The sequence below is a fragment of the Dolichospermum sp. UHCC 0259 genome (assembly GCF_009711935.1).
GTDB lineage: Bacteria > Cyanobacteriota > Cyanobacteriia > Cyanobacteriales > Nostocaceae > Dolichospermum.
This window is the reverse complement of sequence record NZ_VIKX01000305.1, coordinates 1-19,381: the sequence shown is the minus strand read 5'-3', so window position 1 is coordinate 19,381 and position 19,381 is coordinate 1. Positions and strand designations below refer to the sequence as shown.

17 protein-coding genes and 1 pseudogene are annotated in these 19,381 nt (G+C 36.8%); 9 read left to right on the top strand and 9 right to left on the bottom strand.

From position 1 onward, the window contains the following. Positions 1–79 precede the first annotated feature (79 nt). From FJR05_RS24755 to FJR05_RS24745, 3 genes are all read left to right on the top strand, one after another. Positions 80–523 (top strand): hydrogenase maturation protease, encoded by a 444-nt coding sequence (locus FJR05_RS24755; RefSeq protein WP_168646559.1) that lies wholly within the window; start codon positions 80–82, stop codon positions 521–523. 98 nt (positions 524–621) lie between these two features. Beyond that, positions 622–3,375 (top strand): bifunctional acetate--CoA ligase family protein/GNAT family N-acetyltransferase, encoded by a 2,754-nt coding sequence (locus tag FJR05_RS24750; protein WP_168646558.1) that lies wholly within the window; start codon positions 622–624, stop codon positions 3,373–3,375. Positions 3,376–3,617: 242 nt separating this feature from the next. Then, positions 3,618–5,030 carry a glycosyltransferase family 2 protein gene (locus tag FJR05_RS24745; RefSeq protein ID WP_168646557.1) on the top strand — a complete coding sequence of 471 codons (1,413 nt, stop codon included), beginning with the start codon at positions 3,618–3,620 and terminating at the stop codon, positions 5,028–5,030. Between the two features lie 43 nt (positions 5,031–5,073). On the opposite strand, the gene FJR05_RS24740 is transcribed toward FJR05_RS24745, so the two are convergent. Next, positions 5,074–5,550, bottom strand: coding sequence for a DUF29 domain-containing protein (locus tag FJR05_RS24740; protein ID WP_168646556.1), 477 nt, complete (start codon positions 5,548–5,550; stop codon positions 5,074–5,076). 147 nt (positions 5,551–5,697) lie between these two features. Between FJR05_RS24740 and FJR05_RS24735 the strand changes: the two genes are divergently transcribed. Beyond that, complete coding sequence (locus FJR05_RS24735) at positions 5,698–7,215, top strand: TRAP transporter substrate-binding protein (protein WP_168646555.1); 1,518 nt, start codon at positions 5,698–5,700, stop codon at positions 7,213–7,215. Positions 7,216–7,339: 124 nt separating this feature from the next. Beyond that, on the top strand, positions 7,340–7,558 hold the full coding sequence (locus FJR05_RS24730; protein ID WP_168646554.1) for an addiction module protein: 219 nt from the start codon (positions 7,340–7,342) through the stop codon (positions 7,556–7,558). A 31-nt stretch (positions 7,559–7,589) separates the two neighbouring features. On the opposite strand, the gene FJR05_RS24725 is transcribed toward FJR05_RS24730, so the two are convergent. The 3 genes from FJR05_RS24725 to FJR05_RS24715 all read right to left on the bottom strand — a co-directional run bounded on the left by FJR05_RS24725 (position 7,590) and on the right by FJR05_RS24715 (position 9,757). Next, on the bottom strand, positions 7,590–7,844 hold the full coding sequence (locus FJR05_RS24725; protein ID WP_027404542.1) for a UPF0175 family protein: 255 nt from the start codon (positions 7,842–7,844) through the stop codon (positions 7,590–7,592). Between the two features lie 152 nt (positions 7,845–7,996). Further along, entirely contained in the window at positions 7,997–8,845 is an 849-nt protein-coding gene (locus FJR05_RS24720) for an Rpn family recombination-promoting nuclease/putative transposase (RefSeq protein ID WP_168646553.1), read from the bottom strand. 87 nt (positions 8,846–8,932) lie between these two features. After that, complete coding sequence (locus FJR05_RS24715; protein WP_168646552.1) at positions 8,933–9,757, bottom strand: Rpn family recombination-promoting nuclease/putative transposase; 825 nt, start codon at positions 9,755–9,757, stop codon at positions 8,933–8,935. 597 nt (positions 9,758–10,354) lie between these two features. On the opposite strand from FJR05_RS24715, the gene FJR05_RS24710 reads away from it, so the two are divergent. Further along, the gene (locus tag FJR05_RS24710) at positions 10,355–11,719 is read left to right on the top strand and encodes a hypothetical protein (RefSeq protein WP_217385691.1); all 1,365 of its coding nucleotides are present in this window, start codon (positions 10,355–10,357) and stop codon (positions 11,717–11,719) included. Positions 11,720–12,173: 454 nt separating this feature from the next. Then, positions 12,174–13,268, top strand: coding sequence for a phosphotransacetylase family protein (locus FJR05_RS24705; RefSeq protein ID WP_168646550.1), 1,095 nt, complete (start codon positions 12,174–12,176; stop codon positions 13,266–13,268). 51 nt (positions 13,269–13,319) lie between these two features. Here FJR05_RS24705 and FJR05_RS28090 read toward each other — a convergent pair whose 3' ends face one another. From FJR05_RS28090 to FJR05_RS24690, 3 genes are all read right to left on the bottom strand, one after another. Then, positions 13,320–14,267, bottom strand: a complete 948-nt coding sequence (locus tag FJR05_RS28090) for a Ycf66 family protein (RefSeq protein WP_168646549.1) — start codon at positions 14,265–14,267, stop codon at positions 13,320–13,322. A 208-nt stretch (positions 14,268–14,475) separates the two neighbouring features. Further along, on the bottom strand, positions 14,476–15,882 hold the full coding sequence (locus FJR05_RS24695) for a hypothetical protein (protein ID WP_168646548.1): 1,407 nt from the start codon (positions 15,880–15,882) through the stop codon (positions 14,476–14,478). Next, positions 15,875–16,276 (bottom strand): hypothetical protein, encoded by a 402-nt coding sequence (locus FJR05_RS24690; RefSeq protein WP_168646547.1) that lies wholly within the window; start codon positions 16,274–16,276, stop codon positions 15,875–15,877. Before FJR05_RS24690 ends, FJR05_RS24695 begins: the two co-directional genes overlap by 8 nt. A 133-nt stretch (positions 16,277–16,409) precedes the next feature. On the opposite strand from FJR05_RS24690, the gene FJR05_RS24685 reads away from it, so the two are divergent. Further along, entirely contained in the window at positions 16,410–17,216 is an 807-nt protein-coding gene (locus FJR05_RS24685) for an Rpn family recombination-promoting nuclease/putative transposase (RefSeq protein ID WP_168646546.1), read from the top strand. Positions 17,217–17,220: 4 nt separating this feature from the next. Next, positions 17,221–17,460 (top strand): Rpn family recombination-promoting nuclease/putative transposase, encoded by a 240-nt coding sequence (locus FJR05_RS24680; RefSeq protein ID WP_168646545.1) that lies wholly within the window; start codon positions 17,221–17,223, stop codon positions 17,458–17,460. Positions 17,461–17,685: 225 nt separating this feature from the next. Here FJR05_RS24680 and FJR05_RS24675 read toward each other — a convergent pair whose 3' ends face one another. After that, the gene (locus tag FJR05_RS24675) at positions 17,686–18,999 is read right to left on the bottom strand and encodes a CHAT domain-containing protein (RefSeq protein WP_168646544.1); all 1,314 of its coding nucleotides are present in this window, start codon (positions 18,997–18,999) and stop codon (positions 17,686–17,688) included. A gap of 57 nt (positions 19,000–19,056) precedes the next feature. After that, positions 19,057–19,381 (bottom strand): annotated as a pseudogene (locus FJR05_RS24670) (ISAzo13 family transposase); the annotation flags it as partial.

The following is a 19,381-nucleotide window of genomic DNA, read 5'->3' as shown; positions in this document are numbered from 1 at the left end:
TGGATGAAACAAAATTCCTAGAATAGTTAAACGCAGATAAACGCAGATAAAGACGGATGAATTAAGAAGAGGAATAACAATGATGAAAACTACAATAGTGATTGGTTATGGCAATGAATTATGTAGTGATGATGGTATTGGTTATAAGGTAGCAAATATAGTTAATCTTTGGCATCTATCTAATGTCCAATCTTTAGCAGTTCACCAACTTACTCCAGAATTAGCAGCAAATTTGGCAAATGTCAATCTAGCAATTTTTGTAGATGCTAGTCTGAATTCAGAATTGCAAAATGTGCAAGTAGAATCTATACTGCCTACTGAATCTACTATGATCATAGGACATAGCATTAAGCCTACATATCTTTTAGCTTTAACAAAATCTCTCTATGGTTATAGTCCACCAGCTTGCTTAATAACAGTACCAGGGGTTAACTTTGAATTAGGAGATTGTCTTTCCCCAATAGCAGAACAAGGAATTGGTATAGCGTTAACAAAAATCATCAACATTATTAGTAAAGGATAAAAAATTCTATTTCTCTTCCTCTCTGCGACTCTGCGTGAAACAAATTCATACCTTAATGCAGCAAAATCCAAAATAATCACAAATTAATAGGAGTAAGTATGGAAACATCTAACCAAAGAATTAGCAATCAAGTTGATGATATCGTCAATCCCCTAGATGGGATATTTATTCCCAAAACTGTAGCCGTAATCGGTGCTACTGAAAAACCCGGAAGTGTAGGACGAACTTTACTTTGGAACTTAATCACTAATCCCTTTGGAGGGACAGTTTTTCCAATTAATCCTCACCGTCATAGCGTATTAGGAATTAAAGCCTATTCAACTATTTTTGATGTTCCCGAAAAAATAGATTTAGTGGTAATTGCCACACCAGCAGCAACCGTTCCTAAAATTATATCTGATTGTGTGGATATCGGTGTTAAAGGAGCAATAATTATTTCCGCTGGTTTTAAAGAAGCTGGAGAAAAAGGTATCGCTTTAGAACGAGAAATTATCCAACAAGCACAAAGAGGAAAAATTAGAATTATTGGTCCTAATTGTTTAGGAGTAATGAACCCAATTTCTGGTTTAAATGCTACCTTTGCTAGTAAAATAGCGCGTCCAGGAAATGTTGGGTTTATTAGCCAAAGTGGGGCTTTATGTACAGCAATTTTAGACTGGAGTTTTCAAGAAAATGTAGGGTTTAGTGCCTTTATTTCTATTGGTTCAATGTTAGATATAAGTTGGGGTGATTTAATTTATTATCTTGGTGATGACCCCCAGACTAAAAGTATTGTAATTTATATGGAATCCATTGGGAACGCGCGTTCTTTCCTATCAGCAGCGCGAGAAGTTGCTTTAACAAAACCGATAATTGTGATTAAAGCTGGTCGGACACCAGCCGCAGCTAAAGCAGCCGCTTCTCATACAGGATCATTAGCAGGAAGTGATGCTGTTTTAGATGCAGCTTTTCGCCGTTGTGGGGTATTACGAGTAAATAGTATTTCTGATTTATTTGATATGTCAGAAGTATTAGCAAAACAACCCCGTCCCAAGGGTCCCCGGTTAACAATTTTAACTAATGCTGGTGGACCAGGAGTATTAGCAACAGATACATTAATTGAAAGTGGGGGAGAATTAGCAGCAATTTCTCCAGAAATAATGACTTCTTTGAATGAAATTTTACCACCGCAATGGAGTCATAATAATCCGATTGATATTTTAGGAGATGCTGATCCACAACGTTATACAAAAGCTTTAGAAATTGCGGCGAAAGATCCCAATAGTGATGGTTTGTTAGTGATTTTAACACCCCAATCAATGACAGATCCTACTAAAATTGCTGAAGAATTAAAACCTTACTCACAAATGTCAAATAAACCGATTTTAGCAAGTTGGATGGGTGGTGCAGATATAGCTGAGGGAGAACAAATTCTTAACAATCAAGGGATTCCCACTTATGCTTATCCTGATACAGCAGCGCGGATATTTAGTTATATGTGGAAGTCGAGTTATAACCTGCGCGGTATTTATGAAACTCCGGTTTTACCAACATTAATTTGTGATGTGAATACTCGTAATTGTGCCATAGTTGAAAATATTATTCAAACTGCAAGAACAGCAGGAAGAACAATTCTCACGGAATTTGAATCTAAGGAAATTTTAGCAGCTTACGGTATTCCTGTGGTTGCTGGTTGCATTGCGGAAACTGTGGATAAAGCGGTTGAATGTGCGGAAAATTTGGGTTATCCGGTGGTTTTAAAACTTTATTCTCAAACAATTACCCATAAAACTGATGTGGGTGGTGTGCAGTTAAATTTGCAAAATGCGGAATCGGTAAAACTTGCTTTTCAAAATATTGAAACATCGGTAAAAGAGAAAGCCAAAGCTGAAGACTTTCTTGGTGTTATGGTACAGAAAATGATCAAAACTGATGGTTATGAATTGATTATTGGTAGTAGTTTAGATCCCCAATTTGGACCAGTATTATTATTTGGTGCGGGAGGACAATTGGTAGAAGTTTTTCAAGATAGTGCGATCGCCCTTCCTCCTCTCAATACTACCCTAGCACGACGGATGATGGAACAAACCAAAATTTACAAAGCTTTGCAAGGAGTCAGAGGCCGGAAAAGTATTGATATTGCTGCTCTTGAACAATTAATGGTAGAATTTAGTCAATTAGTTGTGGAACAACCTGGGATTAAAGAAATTGATATTAATCCATTGTTAGCTATTCCTCCTACTCCTATACATCCTGGAGGATTAATTGCTTTAGATGCCAGGATAGTTTTACATTCTGCTGATATTGAGGAAAGTCAATTACCAAAATTGGCAATTCGTCCCTATCCTAGTCAATATGTTAGTAGTTGGAAATTGGAAAATGGTACACCAGTTACGATTCGTCCTATTCGTCCAGAAGACGAACCGTTAATGGTAGAATTTCACAAAACTCTATCAGAAGAAAGTGTTTATTTTCGCTATTTTCACCTAATTAAATTAAGTCAACGCATTACCCATGAACGACTAACGCGAATATGCTTTATTGATTATGATCGAGAAATGGCTTTAGTGGCAGAATACCAAAATCCTGAAACAGAAAATAGGGAAATATTAGCAGTAGGAAGATTGAGTAAATTACATGAAAATAATGCGGCGGAATTTGCGATGCTAGTAAGTGATAAATTCCAGCATCAAGGTTTAGGGACAGAACTACTTCGCAGATTATTAGAGGTTGGGAAAAATGAAAAAATTGGTTGTATCTATGCTGATATTTTAGCTGACAATTCAGGGATGCAGCGAGTATGTGAAAACCTCGGTTTCCAAGTTATAACTACAAGTGATACAACTGTATTGAGAGCAGAAATTAGATTTTAAATGGGGTTTTGAAGTTGTATAAAATCAGATTTTTAGAATATTTGACCGCAGATAAACGCAGATAAACGCGGATGAATTGATAGATTGGATGATTCTGTGCAGCTTCATATAAAATTGGGATGATTCCTATTCCTGAGCAAAAAACTTTTCCGCAAGTTTTAATTAGGTAGCCAGGAATCTGTTACAGTATTATTCTGTAAATAAAAGCTACATAGCATAGATGTTTTTGAATTATGTAACCTATGCCAGCGAATTCCTGTCCTGAAAATGATGCTTATAACGGAAACTCTGATCCCCTTGACTCTATCTTCACTGACCTATCAGTAGATGAGGAATCAGAAGTAAGGACAGATTCCGTGTCTCTACCACCAAGCCGATTTAAAGGCCGTAGAGGCAAAGCTGCTCTAGTTTTAACTATAGTCTGGAGTGGCACTATTACCCTGCATTTAGTTTCCTGGGGTTCGATATTTGTCCTGGGACTAACAACAATGCTAGGGATTCACGCTTTGGGGATTATTTTTGCAAAATCCCGCCACCATTCTCAGGAGATAGAGGGAGATTTGCCTTTTATTTCTGTGTTGGTGGCTGCTAAAAATGAGGAAGCGGTAATTGCCAGATTAGTCAAAAATTTGTGTAATTTGGAATACGGTAATGGTCAATATGAAGTCTGGATTATTGATGATAATAGTACGGACAGTACACCGCAATTATTAGCCCAACTCAAGCAGGAATATCAAAAACTTAATGTATTTAGGCGTGATCCTGACGCTAGTGGGGGCAAATCGGGGGCATTAAATCAAGTATTACCGCTGACAAAGGGAGAGATTATTGCTGTATTTGATGCTGATGCCCAAGTGACACCGGATTTGCTATTACAAATAGTTCCGTTGTTTCAAAAAGATCGGGTAGGGGCGGTACAAATGCGAAAAGCGATCGCCAATGCTAAGGAGAATTTTTGGACTAAGGGACAAATGGCGGAAATGTTGTTGGATATTTGGTTTCAACAACAGCGCACTGCTATTGGTGGCATTGGTGAACTCCGAGGGAATGGTCAATTTGTCCGTCGTCAAGCTTTGGCTAGTTGCGGTGGTTGGAATGAGGAAACTATCACCGATGATCTGGATTTAACTATCCGTTTACATCTGGATAAATGGGATATTGAATGCGTTTTTTATCCTCCCGTCGAAGAGGAAGGTGTCACCAATGCTACAGCCCTTTGGCATCAACGTAACCGTTGGGCAGAAGGTGGTTATCAACGTTATTTAGACTACTGGGATCTTATTCTGGAAAACCGGATGGGGACTAAGAAAACTTGGGATTTGTTGATCTTTATGGTGACAATGTATATTTTACCGACAGCAGCAATACCAGATATATTAATGGCGATCGCTCGTCATCGTCCCCCCGTATTAGGTCCTGTCACTGGCTTATCTTTGGGAATGTCAGTTGTAGGAATGTTTGCTGGTTTAAAGCACGTTCGTTCCGATCAACAATTTAAACCATCTACCTATTTAATGTTACTTTTACAAACCCTGCGCGGCAGTTTATATATGTTGCATTGGTTAGTAGTTATGAGTAGCACAACGGCTCGAATGTCTTTCCGACCAAAACGCCTCAAATGGGTGAAAACTGTCCATACAGGTGTTGAGAAATAAGGAAATAAAAACCATAAATTTTGCAGGGTGAAGGATGAATTTTTTATCCTTCATTTTTTTGTATCGGCAACCAATCATCTAAAATTTGTTCTAATGAACCAATGGGGATAACGGGAAATATATCAAGAGGAAGTTGTGAGCGATCAGATGCTTCTTTTCTCGCATTTTGATAACATTCATCAAATATTTCTAAAATGTAAGGTTTTAAACTAGGACTATCTTTAAGTTCATCTTTTATTTGTATACGAAATGTTCTAATTTCACCTTTCCAATGTCCTTGATTACGTTCTCGTTCTTTATCCCAGTATTTGAGTTTTAGTAAATGGACAAACAGCTTAATTAATAAATTTGTAATTGTGCGTTTTTGACTTCTACTTATAGTTTCTAATTCTTCTAATAAATTCTCTAAATCAACAGCAGAAAATTGTCCTGTGCGAAGTTGGTTAATGGTTGTTCTCAGCCACAGGTAATAATCTTGATCGTATAAGGTTTGAGTTGTTGGTTGTGTTGATGTAACCATATACTAGCGAGGATCTTACTATTTCTTTTATTTTAGCTTAATTTGTTTATAGGCTATGATATTGTAGCATTTTAAACTTATATTATTAAATTAGAGGCATGGCTACCTAGCCTAACTTCATAGAGAATCACATACCAGGAGTCAAGGATGTTAGGGGAATTAGTCGAAGTTGTAACCAAGTTGTTTGAAGTCAGCGATAGTTTAAAACAGGCTAGAGGTGCAAAGCGTCAGCGTATTGTAGATTACTTCCACAAGATTGAAGAATGTCTCCAGCATAGTGCAGACGAACTCCGACAAGGTAAAGTGCCTCATGACAAATGGGGAGAACTTGGAGTCTATGCTTTGGATTTGCCAAATACTATTGGTTTAGAAATAGGTCAAGACAGAGCAAATGAACTAGCTGCTTTGCTAAAAGCAACTATAAACAATCTACCTGACCCAAACGACCAAGGAGATATCCAATTTATAGAGACTGCTGCTGGCAAATTTAGAGGACTTGCAGTTACACTTTCAACTCAACCATACAAGCGGGAAAAGCCGATAAATTCCGTAAATCGCAGAATTTTTACATCTACTGCTGCTGGTACACTGGCAGGATTAACTGCTGGTTGGTTAGTTGGTAAGTATCGTTCTACATCTAATAACACTGCAACTGATCTATTTCCGGTTGTTTCGTGGAAAATGCAGACATTCTTAAGCGATAGCGTTAAAAATACTATCCTTTATGACGCTCCAGAAAAAGTCTGTACTTTGGTCAAAAAAATGACGGGTGGTCGCTTTGAGATTACGCTAGAGAGAACTGGAGAGACAGAGGAAATACTAAGAAAAGTTAGTGCAGGTGACATACAGTGTGGCTATGGTGGAATTTACTACAGTACCCCAAAATATAGATCCCTCTTTTTTGGTTGTGCAATTCCTTTTGGATTAAATATTCAAGAACAGATTGCTTGGCTCAATTACAAAAAGAGTTCTAATGATGAATTGACTTATATACAATCAATTTACAAAGATAAATTGGATTTAAATATAATTCCTTTTCCAGCAGGAACAACAGGAGGACAAATGGGAGGGTGGTTTACAGAAAAGGTCAATTCCATAAATGATCTTCAAGGAAAAGTCATGCGTATTCCAGGGCTAGGAGCAGAAGTTTTGCAAAAATTAGGTATGATACCTCATGGTTCTTTGAATCAAGCAATTTCAGTAGATGAATCTATAAAAAAACTTGAACAAGGACTATTTTCTGCTGTAGAGTGGACTGGACCTTATGATGATATGCAGTTAGGGCTACATAACGTAGCAAAGTTCTATTACTACCCCGGTTGGTGGGAGCCAAGCACTACATTTGATGTCCAAGTTAATCTGGATGTTTGGAGAAAATTACCTCCCCACTATCAAGAAATTTTTAAGGCTGCTTGTCATGAAGTTTATATGAATACATTAGTTGAATACGAGCATAAGAATAGTCAGGCATTGAAAGAACTGCCTAACAACGGTGTTGAATTAGTACAGTTTAGTAGTGAAATTCTAAAAGCTGCACAAAAAGAAACCGAGGCATTGTTAAACCTCTACGCCAAACAAGACCCAGTATTTAAAGAAATCTATGACGAGTGGCGTAATTTTAAAGAGCAAATTCGATCATGGTCTCAATTAAACCACATTAATTAAATCTGCCAACCTAGTTGTTAATAGACAGAATGCGATCGCACCTTCAAATTAACTCAAAGCTGAGAGCGATCGCTTATCCTAGAAAATAGATGAATGCCTTATCTTCCTATTGAGGTAACTTAACATGGACATCAGTGTAACTTTAAATGAAATCAAAGCCCTGAGTATTGCAGATAGAATTCGGATTGTACAAGATATTTTAGAAAGTATCGCAGCAGAACAGGCTTATCCCGATTTAACAACAGCGCAAAAACGAGAACTTGATCGTCGGATTACTGATTACGAAGCAAATCCAAATGATGTAATGATATGGGAGAAAATTAAAACTTCAATTAGAGATTAAAGAATCAATATTAATAACAATTTCACTGGTGTTAGGCATTTTCTATATCTGATAATAATTCCTCTGCACTTAAATCAATTAATGGCACTCCATAATCATTTAATTTGAGAATAAAAGTTACTCTCTCTACTCCCAGTAATGCCGCAGCCATACCAGAAGAAAGACGTTTCATTTCATATAGTTTAACTGCCATTGCCCATTTTGCTTCTTGTTCAAACTGTTCTCTAGTTTTACCAACAGCATCAGGTAAAGTTTCTGGATAGTTAATTTTGAGTTGCAAAGACATAATTTACCGTACAGCAAAGGTTGATAAAATTATAACAAAGATGATAATTAACTCAAAGCTGAGAGCGATAGCGAAGCGCTCCGTAGGAATCGCCTATTATGGGGTTAAAGTCGGTAATGCGATCGCAAAGTCTATCAATTGGCATTATTCGCTCAAATTCTTTGAATAGCTTCGTATGATAAACCAGTTGATTCTGCAATAATTTCTATAGCTATATTTTGCTCTTTCAAAGCTTTAGCAACTTTCTCAATTCCTTTCTCGATACCCTTCTCAATACCAGCTTTCTCACCTTCCTCAAAGGCTGTATCAAATACATTTTTCACTTCTAAATACTGCACTAAACTCTTCTTATATTGTTCATACTGCTCCACATTTAAGTGAGATATTTCTGCTATTTCAAACCCTTTTTGAAATATTGGTTCATTTAATATTGCAGGTATATGATTAAAACTTTCCAGATTCTTCAAAAAATACAGCCATTTATCAAAATGCGTTATTAATTCATTTTCCTGTTTATTAAATAATGGCATTTGTAAAAACTTAAAATTTAACTTATCAAAGAAAATATCACCATCTTGATCTTTTAGACATACATCGCGCCTAAATTTAGATGTTGTATTTTCGTCATACTCGAAATCTAAAATGGCGATAAAATAGACGGGTAGTAAAAAGAAATTCCAATCGCCTTTTTCTGATTGTTCACGAATGGGGAATGTGGAATAGAATAAGGCTCTATCTTTGAAATGCTTGATTTTTGCTTTTTGCATTTCCACAATAAACTTATCACCAGTTTTACTTTCGCAATAAATATCAAATATGGCTCTACGTTCTGCTATGGTATCAGCTAGATTTTCTGGATTTTTAAAGGTTAATTGTTGAATTTGATGATGTATGGGTAGAAGTTGGTTGAGAAAATCAATGAGTAAATCTTTACTGCCTTCCTCACCGAACAGTTTCTTAAAGCCGAAATCTGTATAAGGATTAAAGTATTTTGCAGCCATGATTGTTCCCTCAAGTTTATTTTAAGATTCTACCTAATATTTCTTATATAGCACAAAAAAGTGGATTAGTGATCGCAAGTCTTGGGTTCAAATTCTTTGAATAGCTTCGTATGATAAGCCAGTTGATTCTGCAATAATTTCTATAGCTATATTTTGCTCTTTCAATGCTTTGGCAACCTTCTCAATACCGGACTTCTCACCTTCTTCAAAGGCTGTATCAAATACATTTTTTACTTCTAAATACTGCACTAAACTCTTCTTGTATTGTTCATACTGCTCCACATTTAAGTGAGATATTTCCGCTATTTCAAACCCTTTCTGAAATATTGGTTCATTTAGTATTGCGGGTATATGGTTAAAACTTTCTAAGTTCTTCAAAAAATACAACCATTTATCAAAATGCGTTATTAATTCATTTTCCTGTTTATTAAATAATGGCATTTGTAAAAACTTAAAATTTAACTTATCAAAGAAAATATCACCATCTTGATCTTTTAGACATACATCGCGCCTAAATTTAGATGTTGTATTTTCGTCATACTCGAAATCTAAAATGGCGATAAAATAGACGGGTAGTAAAAAGAAATTCCAATCGCCTTTTTCTGATTGTTCACGAATGGGGAATGTGGAATAGAATAAGGCTCTATCTTTGAAATGCTTGATTTTTGCTTTTTGCATTTCCACAATAAACTTATCACCAGTTTTACTTTCGCAATAAATATCAAATATGGCTCTACGTTCTGCTATGGTATCAGCTAGATTTTCTGGATTTTTAAAGGTTAATTGTTGAATTTGATGATGTATGGGTAGAAGTTGGTTGAGAAAATCAATGAGTAAATCTTTACTGCCTTCCTCACCGAACAGTTTCTTAAAGCCGAAATCTGTATAAGGATTAAAGTATTTTGCGGCCATAACTACTCCTTCAAGATTATTTTCATGAAATACTCGTTGAATAACTTTAGAAAACTTTGTCTAATATTTCCTATATAGCACAAAAAATGGGTTTGGTAGTTCTTGTTATGCGTGCCATTACGGTCTATCAATTGGCATTATTCGCTCAAATTCTTTTAATTTATGACTGTCATCAAGGTTGCTCCATTGACGATGCTTCTATTCTATAATGCGATTTATACTCAACACGGCTTAATTACTTGATTTTATGGGTAGGGGTTTAGCTCATGCTTTACCCCTACAAATCTGGGGTTTTCGTGATTTTACAAAAGTCCATATCTCAACCGTTTTTAGTATATCAAATCTGAGATTTTTTCTACTCAATCAAAGGGGATTTGCAAGTTTACTTTCGGGAGATGAGGAAATTAAGGTAAAGTGCAGATAGTGCGATCGCATAAATAATCGAAGTGTTACTCGCTGCAATATACTCTTCAATCCTTGAAACCACTAATCAAATATACAAAATTAGACAGCGTTGGGAACTTAGAAATACCATATTCAGTCCGATACTGTTATAAGCAAAGTCCTAAAATCTACCAATAAATGCAGAAAACAACTATGTCACATAAGTATTTGTTTACTTCTTTGTGCAAAAATGCTCTAACAGTTACAAGTTTCTCTCTCTTAGCTGTTGTGTCAGTTCCCTCTCAGGTTTTTTCTTTAACAACAGAAATACTCGATATACAAGGGAAAACTGTTAACATAGAAGAGAGAAACAACTCATTCACCAATCTCTCCAGTGGAGAAAAATCCAACCTTCTCATTTCTAAAAAAGACGATCATAAACAGAATAATCGTCGGAGAGATCGTGATGATGATGATGACGACGATGATGATGATTACAAAAATAATCGTCGGAGAGATCGTGATGATGACGACGATGATGATGATTACAGAAATAATCGTCGGAGAGATCGTGATTACAGAAATAATCGTAACAGTGGATATGGTAGAAAAGAAAATTATCGCTCATCCAAATACTATCGCAGTAAAGACTGGAATTGCTTATTCAAGATAGGAAGATTAGTCAACTCCAATCAAAAAGCCTTAGTATTACAACTAGATATCCTAGAAAAACCAGTTACTAGATATGCAAATGTAGTTTACACAATCTATGCTCGTCAAAACAATCAGTGGGTACCATTTTACAATACTAGGGGTGCTAGATTGATTGACAAAAAAGCTGGAAAATACTTCTTAAATCCAGAAATCATCGAATTTAGCCAACTACGCCAAGGTAATTTTGACTTATCGAGATCCGACTTAAGAGTTGTCACAGAAATCAACTATGATTCTAACAATAGCCGTAACGAAAAAATAGTCTTTGAAGACGTTTGGAATTATAGCTCAATTACCGAAATTAATAGTATTACTCAGCTAACCAACGTCAGCACAAACACAACCACAACCGCAGATAATTATAATAACAACTCTCGCAGGGGTGATTATTATAATAATAATAGACGCGAAAATCAAAGAAAAGAAAAACGCTATTCATCCAAAGCTTTTAGAGTCAAAGACTGGAATGGCTTATTCAAGATAGGAAGATTAGTCAATTCCAATCAAAAAGCCTTAGTATTACAACTAGATATCCTAGAAAAACCAGTTACTAGATATGCAAATGTAGTTTACACAATCTATGCTCGTCAAAACAATCGCTGGATACCATTTTACAATACTAGGGGCGCTAGACTGATTGACAAAAAAGCTGGAAAATACTTCTTAAACCCAGAAGTCATCGAATTTAGCCAACTACGCCAAGGTAATCTTGATTTGTCGAGATCCGACTTAAGATTTGTTACAGAAATTAGCTATGATTCTAACACCAGCCGTAACGAAAAATTAGTCTTTGAAAATGTTTGGAATTATAGTTCCATTACCGAAATTAATAGTATTGGTCAGCTAAGTATTGTCAACTATTAAAAAGTGAAAAAGCCTTGTTTAACTAAAGTGCTGCTTTAGTTATAGTTTAATCATAATAGACAGATCCAGATTGTAGAGACGTTACATGGAGCGTCTCTACAGGGATTTCATGTTACGCATATTTTATTAAGCCAGCTACATTAATTGTACAGTATCTATCAAGCTTTGGATTACTGATTACGAAGCAAATCCAGATCATCTAATGACATGAGAAGAAATTAAATCTTCAATATCATCGCTTTTGTATACTAACAAGCATAAACTACCTATTTAAGCAAATATTTTTATCTTGATTAAAATCGCTACAATAGCTACCACAGCTAGATTTATTCCCATTTAATTTTAAAAATTTACTTGATTAAGATTGCTAAAGCTATTTACCTTCCGCCTATTGCACTAAAATTAGTAGACACCTAGCTGAGTTGTACAAACTTTTGAAATTAGGAGTGCATACGTGCCAACACTTGCTAAATACTTGCTGGTTGGATCAGTTGAAGCTTACAGTGGCAAATCTGCAACAGTTTTAGGTTTGTCTCATCAGCTAAAACAAAAAGGTTTGGATATCGCTTATGGCAAACCTTTGGGTAATTTTGTCAAGACATCTGCCGGAACAGTAGTTGAAGAAGATGTCCAGTTCATTACTCATAACCTTAACCTGCCAGACAACCGCATTGCTCCCACCTTATTGTCTTTGGATGAAATTACCGCCCAGAAACGCTTACAGGGAGAAGATACAACTAACTATCAAGAGTTATTAGTACAGAAGTATTCACAAATACCAAAGAGTAATTTGGTAATCTTAGAAGGGCCTGCTAATTTATCAGAAGGAAATTTATTTGGATTATCCTTGCTGGAACTGGCAGAAAAATTAGATGCTCCTGTACTGCTAATTAGCCGTTATCAATCATTAACTTCTGTAGAGGCGTTATTGTTTGCTAAACAGCAATTAGGCAAACGGTTAATGGGTGTGGTGATTAACGAAGTCCCTCAAGAAAAATTAGAGTTAGTTCACATACTCTTACGCCCATTCTTAGAAAAACAGGGGATTTCGGTACTAGCAACATTGCCTAAAAGCGATATCCTTCGCAGTGTGAGTGTCGGGGAATTAGTCAAGCAGTTAAACGCGGAAGTTCTCTGTCGGAGCGATCGCCTAGATTTATTAGTCGAAAGTTTAGCCATTGGGGCGATGAACGTCAACTCCGCTGTCAAATACTTCCGCAAACGTCGGAATATGGCAGTAGTCACAGGAGGCGATCGCGTTGAAATTCAACAAGCAGCCCTAGAAACATCTACCCAATGCCTGATCCTGACTGGACAACTGCCACCTCCTGCCTTTATCCTCAACCGTGCCGAAGAGTTAGAAATCCCGATTTTATCAGTGGATCTCGATACCCTCACCACAGTAGAGATAATTGACCGCACCTTTGGTCAAGTCCGCGTCCATGAACCTATTAAAATAGAGTGCATTCGTCAATTAATGTCCGAGCATTTTGATATTGAGCGTTTATTATCCCAACTGGGATTCAATCCAGCGGCAGCAATATCATAAATTGCCCAGACTCCCTTGATTTATCAGAATCAGCAGCGTAAATCCCCTTAATTACTCCTCAATTGGTTTATTTAAAGGTGTCTGTTCTGGCAATGCTTCCCCAACTGGATTAACTTCCTCAACGGTTATATCAGTTTTTTCGGCTGCTTCTGCGGCTAATAACTCCGATGTCACTGAATTTGGGGAACTTATTTCTGGCGAATTTGCCATTTCGCTAGTTTCTTCTATGGCAATAACCACCTCAGTTTGAGTTATCTCTACTACAGTTTCATTTGCCCCGGCTACCTGTGACTCTGAAATCACAACCTCAGTCTGAGTTACCTCTACCACAGTTTCAGTTGACCCTTCTATTGGCGGAATTACCTGTTGTTCTCCTGACTCAATGATTGGGGGTGGGGTTGGTGCTGGTTCTACCATTTCTAAAACAGGTGATTGGGAAAGAGTCTCCTGTGACAAACCTTCCGTTTTCGCTTCAGCTTCATTGACTGAAATAATAGTTACCAAACCATCTGCTAATTTTGAAGGTGGCGTTGCTTTAGTGGTAGTTGTTTGCAAAATCTCTTCAGCAGTTTTAATCACAGGCTTTTTATTCACAGTCTGTTGTATTTTCGCTTTAGCAACACCAAACACACTAGCAACGAAGCTTGATAACTGTCCAAATTTCTCTTTCACAGAAAACTTTGACATTTGTTCTTGAAAACTCACCTTAATTAGCTCAGGGCTGGGGAGAGGAGTTTGTTGTCCTGCGGGAGCAAGTTGTCGCCGTAATGACAGAGTTTGCCAACCAAACCACACCAACAATGCCACACTAGCTAAATGACCCAGTAACAAACCCCCAGTAATCTGAGGTGCAAAAATCCATAATACTAAAGCGTAGAATAGCCCAACACCACTCCAGATAAAATCATTCTTGCGATGGATTTCTGGAAAAAGGAAGGCTGATAAGTAAATGGCGAGACTGCCAAAAGCGACTACCAACGCCAGAAGATAAGCCAGCATTGTTAAATACTCCTTATTGTTTCACTAAAGACAGAAAATAGGGAATAGGTAGGATATTGAATTTCTCCTGCCTTCACTTCAGTTTAGTGGTTTGTTGGCTTAAATTAGCTGCTCAAGCAAGAGCTTGAGCATTTAAATAGATTGAGCAGATTCACAGGCTGGTAGTGATCCGGAAGTAGTGAAAAAGGTAAAAGCTAGGTGAGATAAATTAGCGGCGATCGCGGATGCGGATAATGATCGAGATGATGAAGGCAAAGATGATGCCAATACCTACACTCCAAATAAAAACTTCAACTCTAAACGACAGATTCTCTTTATATGAATTGGGTGTAGCGAGAATTACTGCTGAGGCTATTTGACTGGTGGCTAGTCCCACACCTGCGATCGCTATGGTAGTATTTAAAGTGCGATCGCTTTTCGTTTGCTCTAAATCAATAATACCTTGGACAGTGCTATTAAGATTTTGCAACAGAACTAAACCAGGGCTAAGATTCTCATAATCTGCATCTACTTGAAGTTGATATTTTTGCGCGTAAATTTCACTTTCACTAAACCTCTTTAAAACTTCTAAATCACTACCTGGATATTTTTTGGCGATTTCAACTAATCTTAATTTGTAATTATATAAATTTAGCTTAATTGTGCGACTGTGATTTTCTAAAAAATTTAAAGCAATGGTATAATCGGAGAGATTAATTAAATTGTTTGTCAAAGTTGTTTGTAAATCACTCAACCTTAAATTATTAGTTTGCAATAATCGAGTTAACTGACCAGCTTGTTTAATTGAAGGTTGAACATCAACATATTCTTGTTTGAGAATACGTTTTTGATAGCGACTTTGATAATATGCCCAAACTATTTTATGACGATATTGCCACAGTTTTAAAAAATCTTGATATAATTTCTGTACCTGTTTTCGCATTTCATCAGGTGAAATATGCTCAGGAAATAACCAAATTAAAATATGTTGATTTAATTGTCGAAATTTATTCCAAAAATCTTTACTTTCTACTTCTAAATTTTGGGGATGATACCATACTTCAAAAAGTTTACCTTCACCTAAATTACCTTCACCAATTAAATCTCGTCGCCAATTATAATCATTAACAACTTGAGTATAGCATTTTTGAGCTATTTCTTCTATTTCTACATCAGTTTTAGGGCTGGTTAGCTTTCCCCATAATAACAAAGTTTGGCCAATTGTTCCCGGTTGTTCTCCAATCAATTGATTTATTTCTCTTGTGAGTTTTAAAAACGGTTGATCATCAATATTTTGGACATCATCATTAGGTTTACCATTAGCATCTAATTTACCGGAATAATCAACTAACAATGAATAAGTATCATTAACTTGTAAAGGGTAGTAATAGCCATCTAAAGGACTAGGAAAGTTTCTAATTCCAGTTTCTAGAAGTTCTATATCTTCAGAATCAAAATTTTTATATTTATTAAATTGTGCTACTTTTTGCGTAAACTCCTTTTCATCAAGATCATTGTATATTTTTCGGCAGAAGTTTTCACAATTTTTATTTACCTTGGTTTCATCTTCTCCTAAACCATCTTTCAAATCATAGAGAAATAAATTAATAGTGGGATAAATAATTTGTTCAGTCATTATTTGCGTTACCTGTAATAAATGCGAGAACTTTGGTTATGAAATTGGAGGTGGCAACTTTTTTAGCAGTATCTACAGAATCATAACTATTAAAAACATTAACTGCTGCATTCGTCAATTCATTAGTTGGTTTATTGCTTAAAGGTTCGGGTGGTAAACTTTTGTTTCGTTCACCGATAAGACCGCGAATTTTAAAGACTTCCTGCTGATAAATATGATCTAAATCTGGATAACTTTCAGCTATTAAATCCAAACCACGAATATTGCTAGAATTTAACTCTATAGCTTTACCAATATTATTAATTTGAGATTGAATATCAAAAGGCAGTGGTGTATCTAACTGACCAAGGGCAGTTAAAAAAGCAAATACATTGATAATATCGTTGTCTTTCATGGTAAATTTGGTAGAAGGTAGATACAAAAAACTGGTGGCTTAATTTTATTTGACATCATTTAGGTTAACATTAATCAAACTTTTCAATGTCTACCCTAAATAGCTGAATAGATTGTGAAGGCTTTTCAATATCATGTACGACAATATCTGTAAATATCTCGCCGAGAATTTTAAAGACGATTTAGCAACATGGTTACTAGGTTCACCAATTAAATTAACAGAACTTAGCCCTACAGAATTATCAAATGAACCAATCCGCGCTGATTCACTAATATTATTACAATCGGATAATTTAGTGCTACATATCGAATTTCAAACAGACCCTGAAGATCATATACCCTTTAGGATGTTAGATTACCGGGTAAGAGGGTATCGGCGATTCCCTCATAAAGAAATGCGACAAGTAGTGATTTATTTGCGAAAAACAGGTTCTGAGTTAGTCCATAAAAACAGTTTTAAGTTAAGCAATACTTACCATGATTTTGAAGTTATCCGTCTATGGGAGCAACCAACAGAAAGGTTTATGAGCGTTCCTGGGTTATTGCCATTTGCTGTGCTAAGTCAGACAAAAGATCCTACAATAGTATTAAGCCAGGTAGCACAAGCTGTGGCAGCAATTAAAGACCAACAGCAACAACGGGATATAGCCGCTGCTACCAGTATTTTAGCAGGGTTGGTATTAGATAGAAATGTAATTAAGAAAATCTTTAGGAGTGAGATGATGCGCGAATCAGTGATTTATCAAGAAATTCTTGAAGAAGGCGAGGCCAAAGGTGAAGCCAGAGGTGAAGCTAAAGGTGAAGCTAGAGGTAAGGCTGAAACAGCAAGAAAGGTGGCTTTAAATTTGTTGGGAATTGGGATGAGTTTAGAACAAGTTGCTCAAGTTACTGAATTATCTATTGAGCAGGTTCGGGTTTTGCAACAGGAGACTAAATCATAAAATTATGCGTGAATCAGTGATTTATCAAGAAATTCTTGAAGAAGGTGAGGCCAAAGGTATAGCCAAAGGTAAAGCTGAAGGTAAGGCTGAAGGTAAAGCTGAAGGTAAGGTTGAAGGTAAGGTTGAAACAGCAAGAAAGGTGGCTTTGAATTTGTTGGGAATTGGTATGAGTTTAGAACAAGTTGCTCAAGTTACTGAATTATCTATTGAGCAGGTTAGGGTTTTGCAACAGGAGATTATTTAGGCTGAATTAAATATCTTTCAGAACCCAGATTTCTTTAAGAGGATGTTTGAAAAGTATCAGAATTAATCGAGATCCCCCCAACCCCCCTTTTTAAGGGGGGCTAAATTCCTCAAAGTCCCCCTTTTTAAGGGGGATTTAGGGGGATCTGCGGGTGTCATATCCCACACGAAAAAGTTTTCAAACACCCTCTAAGGAGTCGGGGTTTTTTGTTGGTTTTAAATTAAGTTAAAAGCCTGTAATGGTAAAACCTGCCCAATAATAAGGATTTGCATATAGTTTTTGCTGTTTTTCGGCAATAGACATTGATGGTATGGCTGCAATATATGGGCGAATAAATGGACGTAGTGGTACTTCTTCTCTGGGTAGTTTGGAGAAGATTAATTTATAAATTCTCTCTAGTTTGGCAAATGTTAAATTAGATAACCATTTTTGAGATTTTTTTAATGCCAGCGCTGGTGGTTTCCCTTTTTTTAGTTGCCAATAAAAGTAAACCATAAAAAAGCCACTGGAGATGTCGGGTACAGTCCATAGTGTACTAATGACGGTGTTTACTCCTTGGGCAAGAAAGGCACTGACTAAACCTACATATTCCGCCGTGATGGTTTGTTGGTTGGTAATGGCTGTTTCACAAGCGGAAAGGGTGACAAGTTGATATTTATTTAAGTTGGGAATATTGTAAATTTCTTCTAGTGTTAATAAGTCTTTGCCGCTTAATACTAAAGCAGATTTTAGGGGATTGTTGAAGTTATAAAAACCATGTCCGGTGAAGTGCAAAATACCGTAATTATTTTGCAAGGCGTTGATAACATTTTGGTTGGTGGCTTTCTCTTCGTCGAGTTGTTGAGAAATTGGGAATAGTTGATTGATGGCGGCTGATTCTATTTCTGCGTATGGTAAGCTACCGTAGCCTTCATGATTGGGGTTTTCGATGCTGAGTATGGGTAATTGATGAATTGGGGTGGGGTTGGGGTTGAATTTTTTTAAGTTAATCCCTATTTGGGCGCTGGGTAAATAGCTGATAGTGAAGTTATCAGGAAATATTGCATGGAGTGGGAATAGGTGTAAGTCGCGGTGAGGTATTAAAATTAGGTTTTGAATGGAGTTGGATTCTTGATCATTGATGATGTTGACAATGGCGGCTATGTCGAGAATTTCGCTGAGTTTTTGTAGTGTTGAGGGTAGGTGATCTCGCCAAGTGGGTTGTGCTTCTGGTAGGGAATCTTTACCTTTGCGGTGTTTGCTGTATTCTTCGTTCCAGGTTTTTGTCCAGGTTTCAAATTGCTGTAAGTTTTGGCTGGAGGTTTGCAGAACAACGGGTGGTTTGTTCTCGATGAGGATGAAGGTGTGGAGGGCGTAGGGGCTGAGATGCCAGTAAACTATGGCTGTGGTGGGATTGAGAAGTTGTTGGATTTGGGCTAGTTTGGGTTGATTAGGTATGCAAGTTGAATCTTCAAGCAAATCAGGTAACAGCCAACCTAAACAGGCGTTTTTGCCTTCCTCTGCTAACTCTAAGGCGGCAAACCAGTTACCAGACTGCACGGCTAAATCAACGGTGAATTGTTGAAAACTTACAAATTTTAAGGTTAGGATCGTGGATTAAATAACCTGTAATTCTGGTTTAGCGGTGTAATTCCATTGCGGCAAGAATTCATCAAAAACAATCTTCATGTTTGATTTGAAATCAAGAGCCACTTTTCGACCTGTTTGATAGGTTTTATCGAGAATCGTGGTAAACACTTTAAGTCCTGTGCGAGTTGTTGCCGTTGCCATTAGGTCTTTAACAGTCTGAACACTCTCAAAAATTACCCCCTGACACACGCGAGAAAGATGAGGAAACAAACGATGCTCAATGGGATACTTGGAGGTGTAGGGCGGATAATGAGCGATGCGAATTTCGATGCCCAGTTCATTGACTAACGCC